The 16,216-nt window shown below is 49.1% G+C and carries 10 protein-coding genes and 9 pseudogenes; 3 read left to right on the forward strand and 16 right to left on the reverse strand.

The window, feature by feature from the left end; translation table 11 throughout:
- Nucleotides 1-119: 119 nt before the first annotated feature.
- The 3 genes from hflX to H1A11_RS18425 all read left to right on the forward strand — a co-directional run bounded on the left by hflX (nt 120) and on the right by H1A11_RS18425 (nt 5,250).
- Nucleotides 120-1,376, forward strand: a complete 1,257-nt coding sequence (gene hflX / locus H1A11_RS18415) for a GTPase HflX (protein WP_119961765.1) — start codon at nt 120-122, stop codon at nt 1,374-1,376.
- Nucleotides 1,377-1,484: 108 nt separating this feature from the next.
- Nucleotides 1,485-3,476, forward strand: a complete 1,992-nt coding sequence (locus H1A11_RS18420; RefSeq protein ID WP_181757582.1) for a DUF4954 family protein — start codon at nt 1,485-1,487, stop codon at nt 3,474-3,476.
- A gap of 133 nt (nt 3,477-3,609) precedes the next feature.
- Nucleotides 3,610-5,250, forward strand: a complete 1,641-nt coding sequence (locus H1A11_RS18425) for a fumarate hydratase (RefSeq protein ID WP_005824254.1) — start codon at nt 3,610-3,612, stop codon at nt 5,248-5,250.
- Between the two features lie 276 nt (nt 5,251-5,526).
- On the opposite strand, the pseudogene H1A11_RS18430 reads toward H1A11_RS18425, so the two are convergent.
- The 16 genes and pseudogenes from H1A11_RS18430 to H1A11_RS18470 all read right to left on the reverse strand — a co-directional run.
- A pseudogene (locus H1A11_RS18430) lies at nt 5,527-7,211 on the reverse strand (amino acid permease).
- 8 nt (nt 7,212-7,219) lie between these two features.
- Nucleotides 7,220-7,766, reverse strand: a pseudogene (locus H1A11_RS19810) (TolC family protein).
- A complete protein-coding gene (locus H1A11_RS19815) occupies nt 7,648-8,367 on the reverse strand; it encodes a TolC family protein (protein ID WP_370528678.1) in 720 nt (239 codons plus the stop codon). The pseudogene H1A11_RS19810 and the gene H1A11_RS19815 overlap by 119 nt, the downstream one beginning before the upstream one ends.
- A gap of 282 nt (nt 8,368-8,649) precedes the next feature.
- A pseudogene (locus H1A11_RS19820) lies at nt 8,650-9,014 on the reverse strand (efflux RND transporter permease subunit).
- A 73-nt stretch (nt 9,015-9,087) separates the two neighbouring features.
- Nucleotides 9,088-9,444: pseudogene (locus tag H1A11_RS19825) on the reverse strand (AcrB/AcrD/AcrF family protein); the annotation flags it as partial.
- A gap of 13 nt (nt 9,445-9,457) precedes the next feature.
- Complete coding sequence (locus tag H1A11_RS19355) at nt 9,458-9,742, reverse strand: hypothetical protein (RefSeq protein WP_255461490.1); 285 nt, start codon at nt 9,740-9,742, stop codon at nt 9,458-9,460.
- 27 nt (nt 9,743-9,769) lie between these two features.
- Nucleotides 9,770-10,225 (reverse strand): efflux RND transporter permease subunit, encoded by a 456-nt coding sequence (locus tag H1A11_RS19360; RefSeq protein ID WP_255461491.1) that lies wholly within the window; start codon nt 10,223-10,225, stop codon nt 9,770-9,772.
- A 138-nt stretch (nt 10,226-10,363) separates the two neighbouring features.
- Nucleotides 10,364-10,564: an efflux RND transporter permease subunit gene (locus tag H1A11_RS19365; protein WP_255461492.1), complete on the reverse strand. Its 201-nt coding sequence runs from the start codon at nt 10,562-10,564 to the stop codon at nt 10,364-10,366.
- Nucleotides 10,565-10,827: 263 nt separating this feature from the next.
- Nucleotides 10,828-11,031 (reverse strand): hypothetical protein, encoded by a 204-nt coding sequence (locus H1A11_RS19370; RefSeq protein ID WP_255461493.1) that lies wholly within the window; start codon nt 11,029-11,031, stop codon nt 10,828-10,830.
- A gap of 215 nt (nt 11,032-11,246) precedes the next feature.
- The gene (locus tag H1A11_RS19375; protein ID WP_255461494.1) at nt 11,247-11,576 is read right to left on the reverse strand and encodes an efflux RND transporter permease subunit; all 330 of its coding nucleotides are present in this window, start codon (nt 11,574-11,576) and stop codon (nt 11,247-11,249) included.
- A gap of 40 nt (nt 11,577-11,616) precedes the next feature.
- A pseudogene (locus H1A11_RS18445) lies at nt 11,617-12,696 on the reverse strand (efflux RND transporter periplasmic adaptor subunit).
- 121 nt (nt 12,697-12,817) lie between these two features.
- Nucleotides 12,818-13,750 (reverse strand): ribosome small subunit-dependent GTPase A, encoded by a 933-nt coding sequence (gene rsgA, locus H1A11_RS18450; protein ID WP_138346420.1) that lies wholly within the window; start codon nt 13,748-13,750, stop codon nt 12,818-12,820.
- Between the two features lie 109 nt (nt 13,751-13,859).
- Nucleotides 13,860-14,422 (reverse strand): annotated as a pseudogene (gene frr, locus H1A11_RS18455) (ribosome recycling factor).
- Nucleotides 14,423-14,550: 128 nt separating this feature from the next.
- A pseudogene (gene pyrH, locus H1A11_RS18460) lies at nt 14,551-15,257 on the reverse strand (UMP kinase).
- Between the two features lie 83 nt (nt 15,258-15,340).
- Nucleotides 15,341-15,837: pseudogene (locus tag H1A11_RS18465) on the reverse strand (nucleoside 2-deoxyribosyltransferase domain-containing protein).
- A gap of 40 nt (nt 15,838-15,877) precedes the next feature.
- A pseudogene (locus H1A11_RS18470) lies at nt 15,878-16,193 on the reverse strand (EamA family transporter); the annotation flags it as partial.
- Nucleotides 16,194-16,216 lie beyond the last annotated feature (23 nt).

A 16,216-nucleotide genomic window follows, 5' to 3' on the forward strand; every position in this document is an offset into this window, starting at 1 on the left:
GGTGAATTATAATAGAATTCATCCTCCCTTTATTTTATCTCCCTTTCTAAGGAGCTTCCGCTAAAATTATATATATTTGCTGCCCGAACCAACAATATATATAATAAGGTATAGAAACTATGAAAGAATTTGTAATCTCCGAAGTGCGGGCAGAAACAGCGGTATTGGTAGGTCTTGTCACGAAGACTCAGGATGAGCGTAAGACCAACGAATACCTAGACGAGCTTGCATTCTTGGCTGAGACAGCCGGGGCGGAAGTAGTAAAGCGGTTTACCCAAAAGCTGGACCAGGCGCATTCCGTGACCTACGTCGGCAAGGGCAAGCTGGAAGAAATCAGAGAGTACATCCGTAATGAAGAAGAAGCCGAGCGTGAAGTCGGCATGGTGATTTTTGACGATGAACTTTCTGCCAAACAGATACGTAACATTGAAGCGGAGTTGAAGATTAAGATATTGGACCGTACTTCGCTCATTCTCGATATTTTTGCCATGCGTGCCCAGACTGCCAATGCAAAAACGCAGGTGGAGCTGGCTCAATACAAGTATATGCTTCCTCGTCTGCAACGTTTGTGGACCCACTTGGAACGCCAGGGTGGTGGCTCCGGTGCCGGTGGAGGTAAAGGTTCCGTGGGACTTCGCGGTCCGGGTGAAACGCAGCTGGAAATGGACCGCCGTATCATTTTGAACCGTATGTCATTATTGAAGGAACGCTTGGCTGAGATTGACAAGCAGAAGTCTACCCAGCGGAAGAACCGCGGACGCTTGATTCGTGTGGCATTGGTGGGATATACCAATGTAGGAAAATCCACATTGATGACTTTGCTTTCGAAAAGTGAAGTCTTTGCCGAGAACAAGTTGTTTGCCACGTTGGATACTACGGTGCGTAAGGTGATTATTGAGAACCTGCCGTTCCTGCTTTCTGATACAGTGGGCTTTATCCGTAAATTGCCGACGGATTTGGTAGACTCCTTCAAGTCTACTCTGGACGAGGTACGCGAGGCAGACTTGCTGTTGCATATCGTAGACATCTCTCATCCGGATTTTGAAGAACAGATAGAAGTTGTGAACAAGACGTTGGCAGATATCGGTGCCGCCGGTAAGCCTATGATTCTTGTATTCAATAAGATAGACGCTTATACCTATATAGAGAAAGCGGCTGACGACCTTACCCCCAGAACCAAGGAAAACTTGACACTCGAAGAACTGATGAAGACGTGGATGGCTAAGATGGAGGATAACTGCCTCTTTATTTCTGCCCGCGAAAAAATCAATATGGAGGAACTGAAGAGTGTAGTTTATCAGCGTGTGAAGGAATTGCACGTGCAGAAGTACCCCTATAATGACTTTCTTTATCAGACCTACGAAGAAGAAGTTTAATTTTAGTTATGAGTTATAAGTTATGAGTTATTTGCTGGCAGCGGTTTGAATCGGTAGTGCCGGCAAAGGCAATAACTTATAACTCATAACTCACAACTTGTTATAAGGATGAATTACAGAAGACTGACCGAAGATGAAATTCTCCGGTTGAAGAGCCAGTCATGTCTGGCTGATGATTGGGGGAAAGTAACCGTTGCAGAAGAGTTCTCAACGGAATTTGTGCATCATACCCGTTTTTCGGGTGAGGTGTGTTTGGGAGTGTTCCATTCAGAATTTATGTTGCCGGGAGGAATCAGGAAGCATTCCGGTTTGCGGCATGTGACGCTGCATAATGTAACGGTGGGAGATAACTGTTGCATTGAGAATATCCAGAACTACATTGCCAATTATGAAATAGGGCATGACACCTTCATTGAGAATGTGGATATTATTCTGGTAGACGGTGTGTCGAAGTTCGGTAACGGGGTAGAAGTGTCTGTCCTGAATGAGACGGGAGGCCGTGAGGTGCTGATTAATGATAAACTCTCCGCACACCAAGCCTATATTCTGGCGCTTTACCGCCATCGTCCGGAACTGATTACACGGATGAAGGAAATCACGGATTTTTATTCCAACAAACATGCTTCTGCTGTAGGAAGCATCGGGAACCATGTAATGATATTGAACACCGGTTCCATAAAGAATGTGCGCATCGGTGATTATTGCCGCATCTGTGGTACATGCCGTCTGTATAACGGAAGCATCAACAGCAACGAGGTGGCGCCGGTACACATCGGGCATGGGGTGATTTGTGATGATTTTATCATCTCTACCGGGTCTCATGTAGATGACGGAGCTATGCTGAGCCGCTGCTTCGTGGGGCAGGCATGCAAGTTGGGACACAACTACTCTGCTTCGGATTCTTTGTTTTTCAGCAACTGCCAGGGAGAGAACGGGGAGGCGTGCGCTATTTTTGCCGGACCTTATACGGTGACACACCATAAATCCACGTTGCTGATTGCTGGTATGTTTTCCTTTATGAATGCCGGTTCGGGGTCCAATCAGAGTAACCACATGTATAAGTTAGGACCTATCCATCAAGGCACTTTGGAACGTGGTGCCAAGACGACTTCCGATTCGTACATCTTGTGGCCTGCAAGGGTGGGGGCGTTCTCCTTGGTAATGGGGCGCCATGTCAACCATTCCGATACTTCGAACCTGCCGTTCTCTTACTTGATAGAGCAGAATAATACCACCTACCTTGTACCCGGTGTCAACCTGCGTAGTGTGGGTACCATCCGTGATGCTCAGAAGTGGCCGAAACGTGACGGGCGTACAGACCCGAACAAACTGGATTACATCAACTATAATCTTCTCAGCCCCTACACGGTGCAGAAAATGTTCAAGGGACGGGAAACGTTGCAGAATCTGCGTCATGCCAGTGGCGAGCTTTCGGACATCTATTCTTTCCATAGCGCGAAGATACGTAACTCGGCTTTGGTGAAAGGCATCCGCTTCTATGAAATAGCCATTCATAAGTTTCTCGGAAACTCTGTCATCAAGCGCTTGGAAGGCATTGACTTCCGGAGCAATGAAGAAATACGTGCCCGTTTGAAGCCCGATACGGTCATTGGCAGCGGCGAATGGGTGGATATTTCCGGATTGATAGCCCCAAAGAGTGAGATAGATGCGCTGATAGACGGTATTGAGTCCGGCAAAGTCAATCGCTTGAAGTCTATCAATGCCGAGTTTGAGAAGATGCACAGCAACTACTATACCTACGAATGGACCTGGGCGTATGAGAAGTTGGAAGAGTTCTATGGTATCAAGCCGGAAGGTATGACGGCAGAAGACGTCATACATATTGTCGAAAAATGGAAAGAAGCAGTAGTTGGCCTCGACCGCATGGTGTATGAGGATGCTAAGAAAGAATTTTCACTGGCTTCCATGACGGGCTTTGGAGCTGACGGCTCACGCTTGGAAAAGGAACTCGATTTTGAGCAGGTACGCGGCGACTTTGAAAGCAATCCGTTTGTAATGGCTGTGCTGAAACACATTGAGGTGAAGACGGCGCTGGGCGATGAACTGATAGGGCGGATGCAGCGGGTGTCAGAAAATTAATTATGATTTGTTGCGTTTTTACTCTAATTAAAGAATTATTTCAATAATAGTTTTTACCTTTGCTCTGTAAAGGCGGTTTTCAGGCTGCCTTTGCTACCCGAATCACTTTTAAACATTAAATATACGAGTAATTATGGCAACAACACCTCCGTTCAAGTATCAGCCCATGTTCGAGAAGGGGAAAGATACTACTGAGTATTATCTGCTTACAAAAGATTACGTGTCAGTAAGCGAGTTTGAAGGAAAACCTATCCTGAAGATTGAAAAAGAAGGTTTGACGGCAATGGCCAATGCGGCTTTCCGTGATGTATCGTTCATGTTGCGTCGTTCGCACAACGAGCAGGTTGCTAAGATTCTGAGTGACCCCGAAGCAAGCGATAACGATAAATACGTGGCACTCACCTTCCTGCGCAATGCAGAGGTAGCATCCAAGGGGGTACTTCCTTTCTGCCAGGATACGGGTACGGCAATCATCCACGGCGAAAAGGGACAACAAGTATGGACTGGCTACTGTGATGAAGAAGCTCTCTCACTGGGTGTTTACAAGACTTATACCGAAGAGAACCTGCGCTATTCGCAGAATGCTCCCCTCACCATGTACGATGAGGTGAATACGAAGTGCAACCTTCCCGCACAGATTGACATCGAAGCTACGGAAGGTATGGAGTACGAGTTCCTCTGCGTAACCAAGGGTGGTGGCTCTGCCAACAAGACTTATCTCTACCAGGAGACAAAGGCTATCCTCAACCCCGAAACATTGGTTCCCTTCCTTATCTCAAAAATCAAGACTTTGGGTACGGCAGCTTGTCCTCCCTATCACATCGCATTCGTTATCGGCGGTACCTCTGCCGAAAAGAACTTGCTGACTGTGAAACTGGCTTCCACCCACTTCTACGATAACCTACCCACTACCGGCAATGAGTTCGGCCGCGCTTTCCGCGATGTGGAACTGGAGAAGCTGGTACTGGAAGAAGCTCATAAGATTGGCCTCGGTGCCCAGTTCGGCGGCAAGTATCTGGCTCACGACATCCGCATCATCCGCCTGCCGCGTCACGGTGCGTCTTGCCCCGTGGGTCTGGGTGTTTCCTGCTCTGCCGACCGTAACATCAAGTGTAAAATCAATAAAGAAGGTATCTGGATTGAAAAGCTCGACAGCAATCCGGGTGAACTGATTCCCGAAGAACTCCGTAAGGCCGGTGAAGGCGACGTGGTGAAGATTGACTTGAACCAGCCGATGGCCGATATTCTGAAGGAACTGACCAAGTATCCGGTTTCCACCCGTTTGTCTCTGAATGGAACCATCATCGTAGGCCGTGACATCGCACACGCCAAGCTGAAAGAACGTCTGGACCGTGGCGAAGACCTGCCGCAGTACATCAAAGACCATCCCATCTACTACGCCGGTCCTGCCAAGACTCCTCAAGGCATGGCTTGCGGCTCCATGGGCCCGACTACTGCCGGACGTATGGACCCGTATGTAGACCTCTTCCAAAGCCACGGCGGCAGCATGATTATGCTTGCCAAAGGTAACCGCAGCCAGCAAGTGACAGATGCCTGCCAAAAGTATGGCGGTTTCTACTTGGGCTCTATCGGTGGTCCTGCCGCTATCTTGGCACAGAACAACATCAAGAGCATCGAGTGCGTGGAATATCCCGAGCTCGGTATGGAAGCTATCTGGAAGATTGAGGTGGAGAACTTCCCTGCATTCATCTTGGTGGACGATAAGGGCAACGACTTCTTCAAGCAACTGAAGCCTTGGAATTGCAGCAAATAAGAACTTATTTATACGATATGGAAAAGCCGTTCCGGAGATAATTCCGTGAACGGCTTTTCTGTATTGAAAATTAATACTTTGTGGCTTCCTATGGGGCAGAGACGGTTGTTTCTTTTCATGAGAACTGTTGTTTCTCTTGATGGAAAGTCTTTCTTTCTATCGCTGTTTGTGAGGCATTCCCACATCATGCTGGTTATCTTATTGGCTTTAATCCAAACAATGGGGTTTCTACAGACATGATGATTTCGGGTGAAGGCTGGAATGCCTTTAAGCTTATTATCTCCTCCAGATTCTCCACATATAGTAAGCGCAGTGCGTGAATGCGAAAACAAACGAGATAATCAGCAGCACTTTGCTTTCTCCCCATCCCACAGTCTGTTGGTGCCACAGTCCGGTGATGACACAAAGAACGGCAAGGATAAGTCCAATCATGTTCAAGGTCACCTGCCCGTGGCGGGTGTCGCCTCCATGCTCCAGCTTACTGTGCTTCATGCCGTAGCCCACGTAGATGTCCAGACCGATGAGCATCCACAGCACCAGGCGTATCCATGTATCGGCAGGAAGGAACAACATCATGCAAAGGCAAGTAAGAATACCCAGTATGGGGATAAGTGGAACAAGTGGGGTTTTAAAGGAACGGGGCACGTCAGGCATGGTTCTGCGTACTACCAGTACAGCGGCACAGACCAGCGTGAAGGCCATCAGCGTGCCGATGCTTGTCATCTCTCCGGCCAGCCGTGCGGGTACAAAAGCTGCCAGCAGGCCCACAAGTACCATGAAGAGCAGGTTGCTGCGTGCCGGGAGTACGGAACTTTTCGTTGATATGCGAGAAGAAAGGAGGCAGCAGCCCGTCGTGGCTCATGCTCAGGAATACGCGGCTCTGTCCCAGCAGCGTCACCATGATGACGGAGCAATATCCGAACAGAATGGACAGCACGATGGCACGGTTCAGCCAGGGATAGTCCGGCTGGATGATACCTGCCGCATCAGCCTGCCCCATGTGCTCTATGGCTATGGCAACGGGAGCAATGCCTTGCTGGTCCGCTGAAGGCCGGTGTAGTGTGCCACTCCCGTCATGACGTGGGCAAAAACCATATAGAGCACGGTGCATACCAGCAAGGAGACCAGGAATGCCGATAGGCATGTTCCGCTTCGGGTTCTTCGTCTCTTGGGCGGCTGTGCTCACAGCGTCGAACCCGAGGAAGGCGAAGAATACGATGGCCGCCCCTCGCAGGATGCCGGAGAAAGCCATATTCGCCCAGCACGCCCGTATTGGCAGGGATGTAAGGTGTATAGTTGTCGGTATTGATGTATTTCCAGCCGAGTATGACAAAAATCAGTATGACGGAAACCTTCAGGAATACAATGAAGCCGTTGAAGATGGAGCTGCCTTCCGTACCCCGTATCAGGAAGAGGCTCATCAGCACTACGATAAGGAAGGCGGGGATATTTACGACTCCACCATCCCAGGGACAGGCGGTGAGGACTTGCGGTAGATGTATGTCCAGTCCCTCGAGAAAGACGACCAGATAGCGGTCCAACTGATGCTTACCGTGGTTTCGGCTACGGTGTATTCCAATACCAGGTCCCACCCGATAATCCAGGCGATGAGTTCGCCCATCGTGGCATACGAGTAGGTGTATGCGCTGCCGGCTACGGGGTATCATGGATGCAAATTCCGCATAACATAGTCCGGCGAAGCAGCATCCCAGTGCGGCAATGGCAAAGGACAGTGTGATGGCCGGTCCCGTATAGCCTGCCGCCACCGTTCCGGTGATGGAGAATAGACCCGCTCCGATGATGACTCCCACGCCCAGGGCAACAAGGCTCCACGGACCAAGTACACGTTTCAATGTTTTCTTTCCGGAGGCATTCGCCTCCGCTTGCAGTGCCTCGAATGGCTTTCTGATGAATAATCCATTGTGCTTTAATTCTGATAAATCGGGCGTAAAGGTACGGATTATATTGCTTATTCCATATAGCGCGCTACTTTTCCACTGATTTGCAGTAGGGAGATTTCACATAATTTGGTATCATATTCCGCGGAGAGAATACGTTCTTCTGCATCCAGCAGACTCTTTTGGGCTTCGCGCATCTCGATTCCCGAGAGGTTGCCCAGCATATATCGTTCCATGGCAATCTCGTGGTTCTCCTTGGCAGCCACAAGGTTCTGGCGTTCCAGGTTCAGCATTTGCAGGTTTGTTTGGTAGGCCTGCCATAGGTTGCTGAGGTCGGCGCGCAGGGCCTGCTCCAGTTGCTCCCGTTCCAGGCGAGCATTCTGTACGGCAATGCGGGCATTCTTGCGTTCGCCGGCGCCGGTTGCCGTCGAACAGATTGAAGCCGACCGTGACGCCGAAGTTCAGACCGAGGTTGCTGCGGCGGCTGTTGGCAGAGATGTCATACTTGTTGAGGGTGTAGCCGTATCCGCCGTTCATCTTCACGTATGGGTAGTCGCGCGAGCAGACTTTCTTGTAGTCCAGACGGGCCAGGGTATTGTTCTGTTCGGCACGTAGCAGTGAGGCGTTGATGGTGAGGGTGGCGTTCCACAGCTCCTCGAAGTTCAGGGAGGCGGTCACGTTGATGAGGCTGTCTTGTATGATAAACGGCTGGTCTACATCTTTGTTTGCCATGAGTTCGTTCAGCTGGATACGTGAGGTGTGCAGCAGTTCCTGCTGTTTCATGTATTGGGGCACTGTCGGCATTGAAGTCCACTTTGGCCTGCTGGTAGTCCAGGCGCGAGAAGTTACCGATGTGGTAACGCTCTTCCACAATGCGCAGGCGCTCTTTGGATAGCGATACGGCATAACGGAAGTTTTCAAGCGGATTTTTTGCCTGCACATAGTTATAGTATTCAGCGGCTATGTTGCTATCAGGTCCTCGATGGCGATGCGCGTATTGGTCTCGCCTTGGCGTTCCAGCTCCTTGAGCCGTTGGTAGTTGGCGGTAATGTTTGAAACCGTCGAAGATGGTCCAGTTCAGGTTGATGCCTGCATCGAGAGTTTGGTCAAACACTCCGTTGTCCTTGGTTGTCTCTCCGGTGGCTCGGGCTTTGGTTTCGATATTGTCTATGGTTCCCTTGTAGCCGGCGAGAGGTCTAGTGTGGCAGGTAGCCCGCATTGCCAGTGTGGCGTTGTTCTTGCTGACCTGCTCTTCATTGCGGACAATGCGCAGGGAGTAAGTTGTTCAGCAATCCTGCTCCAGGCAGGACTTCAAGGTGTAGGTAGGCGCAGGCTTGTGCGTAAAGGCCCAGCGCTGTGCAGGCAGTGGCTATGAAAATTAAAACAATGCGTTTCATTCGGTCTTCAGTTTACTTCGGTTCGTTGATACATAACTATATATGGCAGGCACGATGTACATCGTCAGTAGTGTGGAGATGAGGCATGCCGCCTACGACGGCAGTTACCCATGGCGATGCGTTGGTTGCAACCTTCGCCGGTGGCGTAGGCAAGCGGTATCAGTCCAGGATGGTGGAGGCATCGTCATCAGGATGGGGCGCAGACGTTGCAGGGAGGCGTCCTTGATGGCTCGCATCTTGTCTTCACCCGCTTCCTGCTTCTGATTGGCAAATTCCACAATCAGGATACCGTTCTTTGCCACCAGACCAATCAGCATGATAATACCATCTGGCTGAATATATTCATTGTAATTCCCCCGAAATACATGAATACCAGTGCACCGGCAATGGCGAGAGGCACCGTCAGCATGATAACCAGCGGGTCCTTGAAACTTTCGAACTGGGCGGCAAGAATCAGGTAAATCAGCACAATGGCCAGGAATGAAGGCGAACATCAGACTGGAGGAACTTTCCCGATACTCTTTGGAGTCTCCGGTCCAGTGCGTGCGGAAGGTCTCGTCCAGTGTCTCTTTGGCAATCTTGTCCATTTCATCCAGACCTTGTCCGATGGTCTTGCCGTCCGCCAGTCCCGGGAGATGGTGGCGGAAACGAAACGGTTGTAACGGTACAACTTCGGAGGGGCGATACCGCCCGGTCAGTTCAATCAGGTTGTCCAGCTGCACCCATGGTTCATTGTCGCTACGGATATAGATGCCTTTCAGGTCGCAGGCTTGTTGCGTTGCTGGCGGTTGATTTGCCCAATATCTCGTATTGCTTCCGTTCATGGTAGAAGTAGCCCATGCGCTGTCGCTCAAGCCGTATTGCAGGGTTTGGGCAATGTTCTTGGTGCTTACGCCCATGATGCTCGCCTTGTCACGGTTGATGTTGATGGCGCGCTTCGGGCTTGCTGAACTTCAGGTTTACGTCTGCCATCTGGAATACCGGATTTTCGTAGACCTTCGTCATGAAACTTGGGGAGCACCTCCCTGCAATTTTCGATATTGGTTGCCTGCAATACATACTGCACCGGGCATACCCGCCGCGCCGTCCTCCGAATGAGGAGGACTGCTGTACGAAAGAGCGTGCCATTGTCTTTTTCTGCACTGCCTTCGACAACTTTTCGGCAACTTCCATTTGGGTATAGTCACGGTCTTTCATGTCTTTCAGTGTATACGTACGTTACCGCTACCACTGGACACACGCGCTGTTACCGCTTCTGCCATCCGGGATAATGGAGTCCACCAGATGATTGATGTCTTCGGTATAGTCGCGGATATATTCGTAAGTCACTCCTTCGGCACCCATTGTATTGATACTGATTTGCGAACGGTCCTCCAATGGCGCCATTTCAGCCGGGATAGTATTCCAAAGGACTCCGATAAGCAGAATGGTGACGATGGTGAAGGGCAAGGCAATCCAGCGCCGTTTCAGGAAGGCGGCCAGTGACTGGCTGTATACCCGGTTCATCCCTTCGAAGAAAGGTTCGGTCTTGCGATAGAACCAGCTCTGCTGTTCCCTTTTGATTAAAGTTTGGTGGCAAGCATCGGCGTAAAAGTCAATGCGGCGAAGGAGGAGATAATCACCGGAACCGGAGACCACAATACTGAATTCGCGGAACAGTCGTCCCGTCGTCCCGTCCATGAATACAATAGGGAAGAATACCGCACCAGCGTAATGGTAGTGGAAATGACGGCAAAGAAAATCTCCTTGGCTCCTTCATATGCCGGCTTCTTTCGGTGGCATCCCCTTTCTCGATGCGGACATAAATGTTCTCCGTCATCACGATGGCGTCGTCCACCACCAAGCCCACGGCAAGCACCACGGCAAGCATGAGAGCACATTGATGGAGAAACCGGCCAGATACATGACGAAGAAAGCTCCAATCCAGCGAAACGGGATTACAATACATGGCACAAGCGTCACACGCCAATCGCGCAAGAAGAGGAAAATAGATGATGATAACCAGTACAAAGGCCTCATACACCGTCTGCTTCACCTCGTCGATAGAAGCGCGGATAAACTTGGTATTGTCAAACCCGTAGTTGTAATGAACATCTTCGGGAAGGTCTTTCTTCATCTTCTCCATGCGGTCATATACGGCGTTGGCTATTTTCAATGTGGTTGGCACCCGCTGCGGAATTACTACGACACCTACCATGGGCACACCGTTCATCTTCATATAACTTTTGATGTCGGCTGGTCCCAGTTCGGCACGTCCAATGTCGCTGAAACGGACAATACGGTTACCGTCTTCCTTCAGGATAAGATTGTTGAACTCTTCGGCTGTATGGCATCAGCCCCAACGTGCGGATGGTGAGCTCGGTAGTGGTTTTCCTTCGATACTTCCGGAAGGGAGCTCTACGTTTTTCGTTGTCCACCGCATTCTTTACATCCAGGGGAGTGATTCCATAGCCGGACATCTTGATGGGGTCCAGCCAAAGCCGCATGGAATAGCGCTTTTCTCCCCAGATGCTTACACTACTTACTCTGAAATAGTCTGAAGTGCTCCTTGACAGTTAGGTCGGCTATTTCACTGAGCTCCAGTAGGGAACGTTTGTCACTTTGGAGGGCAACCATCCAGGATAGGGGTGGCGTCCGCATCGGCTTTTGATACGGTAGGCGATACAGTCACGAGGCAGATAGCGCTGTGCACGCCGACACTTTATCCGTACGTCGTTGGCGGGGTTTCCAAGTCAACGGAAAGCTCAAACTCTACTGTAATGCGTGATGAACCTTGCTGGCTGACACTGGAGAGGGAGCGTATGCCGGGAATACCGTTGATGTTCTGCTCCAGAGGCTCCGTTATCTGGTTCTCGATGACATCGGCGTTGGCACCGGATAGGAGCAGGATACTGATATGAATGGGATTATCTACAGACGGGTATTCGCGTACACCCAGATAATTGTAGCCGATGAAGCCAAACAGCAGGATTATCAGGGTAAGTACTGTCGAGAGTACCGGTCGCCGTATACTTAATTCGGATATATTCATTCTTTACAATTGATAATTAATGGTTGATAATTGACAGTTGTCAATTGATATTGTCCAGTGTTACCGGCAGTCCGGTACGGAGTTGCAGGGTTCCCGAGGTGATGATGGTATCTCCTGCCTGCAAGCCTTGCAATACTTGTACTTCCGCTTCCGTACGGATTCCCGTAGTAATCTCTACCGGCTGGGCTTTTCCCGACTTATAGAGGAATATTTTGTCTTTTCCCATTTCCGGTACAATGGCTTCGGACGGTACGGCGAGGGCGTTCTGAATTTCGTCCTTGTTCAGCTTGATGCTGGCATAGCGGCCCGGAAGCACGGCTCCGTTGGCATTGGGATAAAGTGCACGGATTGTCAAGGTATGGGTAGTAGGGTCTATCTTTGATTCGCGTGCATAAACCGTGGCGTGGAAGGTGTTTAGTTTTCCTTCGAGAGTGAAGTCCAGTCCGGGCCGGTCTTTACGTCATTGGCATACCGCTCGGGTACGGCAAATTCCACCTTCAACGGTGAAATCTTGGTGAGCTTGGCTACAATGGTTGTAGGGGAAGCGTAAGTACCCACACTGACTTGGCGTAGACCGATGACACCGTCGAAAGGGGCACGCAGCTCGGTTTGTGCGATGTTCGATTCTATCAAGTCAATGTCGGCATTCAGGGTGGCCAGCTCGGTCTTTACTTGTTCGTAGGCTTCTTTACTGACCGCATCCCTTTCCAACAGGGCGTTCTGGCGAAACACGCGGTCTTCTGCCAACTTTAATTGGGAGACGAGGCGTTGCAATTGTGCTTGCAGCGGCCGGTCATTAACTTTGGCAAGTAATTGTCCTTTCTTGACGAAACTGCCTTCTTCAAAATTTATCTCTATGATTTTGCCGGATGTCTCGAAAGAAAGGTCCACTTCCTCATCCGGCAGCAGGCTGCCGCTGATTTGTATTTCATCCTTCAGCAATTGCGGTTTGATTATTTTTGCGTTTACGTTTAGAATTTTTCTTACCGCTACGTTGACCGGTCACCTTGTCTGCAGCGGCTAATTCTTCATTCTCTTTAGGTAATTGGGAGTAGATTCCTCCTCCAATCAGTCCGGCACCAATCACGATAATGATGCCCCATTTAACTCTCTTATTCATGTTGTAGTATTAGTAGTAATAAAATCAGCCTTAGATTAGACTACGGGAAAAGAGAATAGTTTAAAAGATAAAGAGTTAAAAAGTGTAAGAATATGGATTGGAAAGGTGATAAAATGACAAATCAGTAAGCAGCCCGGTATTTTCCCTCCTCCTTGTCCTCCAGCATGTTCAGATAAGAAGCGTAACGGGATTCGCTGATATAGTGCTTCTCGACAGCCTCGCGTACAGCGCATTCGGGTTCGTGGCGGTGGGTACAGTTGCCGTAACGGCAGTTGGCAGATACCTTGAATATTTCCGGGAAATAGTGGCCTATTTCTTCTTCTTCCATATCGAATGTTCCGAAACCTTTGATGCCCGGAGTGTCAATGATATATCCGTCACCGGGAACCGGGAACATTTCTGAGAAGGTAGTGGTGTGCATACCTTTATTATGATAGGTGGATATCTCTCCGGTTTTAATCTCTATATCGGGCAGTATTGCCTTGATGAGTGTCGATTTCCCTACTCCGGAATGTCCGGAAAAGAGGGTTATACGTCCTTTGAGCTCTTCCTCGATAATATCGATGCCTTCCTCTTTTTTGGCAGAAACCTTGAAACATGGATAACCGATGGTGGTATAAAGGTTGATGAGACTGTTCAGATAGTGCAGTTCCTCTTCGTTGTAGGCATCCACTTTGTTGAATATAATCTTGACGGGAACACGGTATGCCTCGGCAGAGGCGAGAAAACGGTCTATAAATGTGGTGGAGGTTTCGGGATAGTTCACCGTCACTATGAGCATGCACTGGTCGAGGTTGGCGGCAAGAATATGTGATTGCTTGGAAAGGTTGGAGGCACGGCGGATGATGTAATTCTTCCGGTCCTCTATCTCGCTGATAAAGGCCGTACCTTCCTGGTTCAGTATGATGTTCACGTAATCGCCTACAGCCACGGGATTGGTGCTTCGTATGCCTTTCAACCGGAAGTTCCCTTTGATTTTACATTCAATCTCCCTTCCGTCGTCAGTCCGTACCAAGTACCAGCTTCCGGTGTTTTTTATAACGAGTCCCCTCAAAATAATTGATAATTGATAATTGATAATTGATAATTGATTGCTGGATAATTAACTATAGGTATTATTACACATGATAATTATCAACTGTCAATCATCAATTATCAATTCATTAAACGGTCATGATTTCTTTATCCTTTGCAGCCAGCATGTCATCAATCCGCTTGATGAACTTGTCGTGAATCTTCTGCAGCTTTTCTTCACCGCCTTTCTGGGCGTCTTCTGCCAGTCCGTCCTTTACGGATTTCTTCAAGGCGTCGATGGCATCACGGCGTGCATTACGTACACTTACTTTGGCTGTTTCTCCTTCTCCCTTGCATTGTTTGGCAAGCTGCTTCCGGCGTTCTTCCGTCAGCGGTGGGATGCCGATACGGATAATTTCACCGTTGTTTTTCGGGCATGATGCCGAGACTGGAGTCAATGATGGCCTTTTCAATGACGCGGAACATGCTCTTATCCCATGGCTTGATGGCAATGCTGCGTGCGTCCGGAGTGGTTACGGCTGCCACATTGTTGATAGGAACCATACTTCCGTAAGAATCCACACGGATACCATCCAGCAAACGGATATCAGCTTTTTCCGGCGCGGATATGAGCCAATGCCTCGTCCAGATACATGATGGCCATGTCCATACTTTCTTGCGCTTCGTCTAAGATGTCTTTTACGTCTCTCATATTATTTTCGTTTTTGGAATAGCTTTAATTTGAAACTTTGCAAATATAATTATTAAATCGGGAATTGAGAATTAAGAATTAATAACATTCATTTTTTTATTCTCAATTCTTCGTTTTCCGTTTTTAATTCAATTATGTACCAGTGTACCGATTTCTTCTCCTTGCATCACTCTTTTCAGATTCCCCACTGTATCCATGTCAAAAACGATGATGGGTAGGTTGTTCTCCTTGCACATGCAGGTGGCGGTGAGGTCCATCACTTTCAGACCGCGCTTCAGTACTTCGTCGTAAGTGATGTCGTGGAATTTCGTGGCTGTCGGGTCCTTCTCCGGATCGGCGGTATAGATGCCATCCACACGGGTACCTTTCAACATGACATCTGCCTCAATCTCGATGCCGCGCAGACTGGAACCGGTATCGGTAGTGAAGAACGGATTGCCTGTACGGCGGACATGATGACTACTTCGCCTGCTTCCATACATTCGATGGCACGCCATTTATTGTAGAATTCACCGATGGGTTCCATACGTACGGCAGTCAGCACGCGGACCTTCACGCCGGTAGCTGCCAGAGCTGAACTGAGGGCAAGGCTGTTGATGACGGTTGCCAGCATTCCCATCTGGTCGCCTTTCACGCGGTCGAATCCTTTGTGGGCACCGTTCAATCCGCGAAAAAATGTTTCCACCGCCTATCACGATGCCTATTTGTACTCCCAATTCGTGGATTTTTTGATTTGAGCTGCGTACTCAAGGCGTTTTTCGTCAATGCCGTATTGCTTTTCACCCATCAGGCTCTCGCCGCTGAGCTTCAATAAGATTCTTTTATAGGTTGTCATAATATATAGTTTTGTTATATTTCTTTGCAGCAAAGATAAAGAATAAAACTGAAAAGTGCTGCAGAATGAGGTAGGATAGTTGCCTAACGTATTGTCTTTAGGAACTCGTCCATGCTGTGATATAACGGAATACCATAATGGTTACAAGTAATTCGCACATTGTCGTAGCGGTAGAAGCCGGGCTCGCAGATGACGTGCAGTTTGCCGGAACGCATGTGCAGCCCCATCTCCAGCAGAGTGATGGGAGACTTACTGCTTGCAGGATATTCATGATTATCAGGTCGGCTTTTTCCAGATGTTCCAGTTCCCAGTTCACTTGATGTTCAAAGTCGGACATTTCACCGCTCAACCCCTTGTCCCTTCGGGGGTTGTATAGGAGATATTTGCCTTCGGGACGTGCTCGGAACCAGTCGCAGGTTGCCTTTTGCCAGTCTATGCTCTTGCCCATGTCAATGGTCCCAGCCAGGAAAATTTTGGTATATTCAGCTTCGTTCACTTCGGCTTTGTCTTCATCCGGACGGAGTACGATCACCTCGGACTGAGCTTGTAGGCCGATAGGGAATAACAGAACTAAAAGCAGGTAGAGATTTTTTTTTCATGGTTGATGATGGTTTATAGAATTAGTTGTTTTTCTTGCTCTTTATCGGGAGTCTTGGAAACAGTTTCCTGAAACGAACCAGTTGGCCTGTAATGTTTCCCCCTGCGATGACGAGCGTTACGGCTACAATAATCATCACAGTCCGATGCTTTCTCTGACAGTCAAGCTTTCTCCAAAGACAGCTATTCCGAAGAAGATGGCTGTCACGGGTTCCAATGCACCGAGAATAGCGGTCGGGGTGGAGCCGATGTATTGGATGGCTCCAGTAGTGCAGAGGAAGGATATGGCGGTGGGAAAGACAGCCAGTGCAAGCAAATTGCCCACAGATACCACTGGTCCGGTGTGTTCAGTACTCCGGAAT

Origin of the sequence: Bacteroides sp. CACC 737 (assembly GCF_013874375.1) — a bacterium.
In the GTDB taxonomy this organism is placed as follows: Bacteria; Bacteroidota; Bacteroidia; order Bacteroidales; family Bacteroidaceae; genus Bacteroides; species Bacteroides uniformis.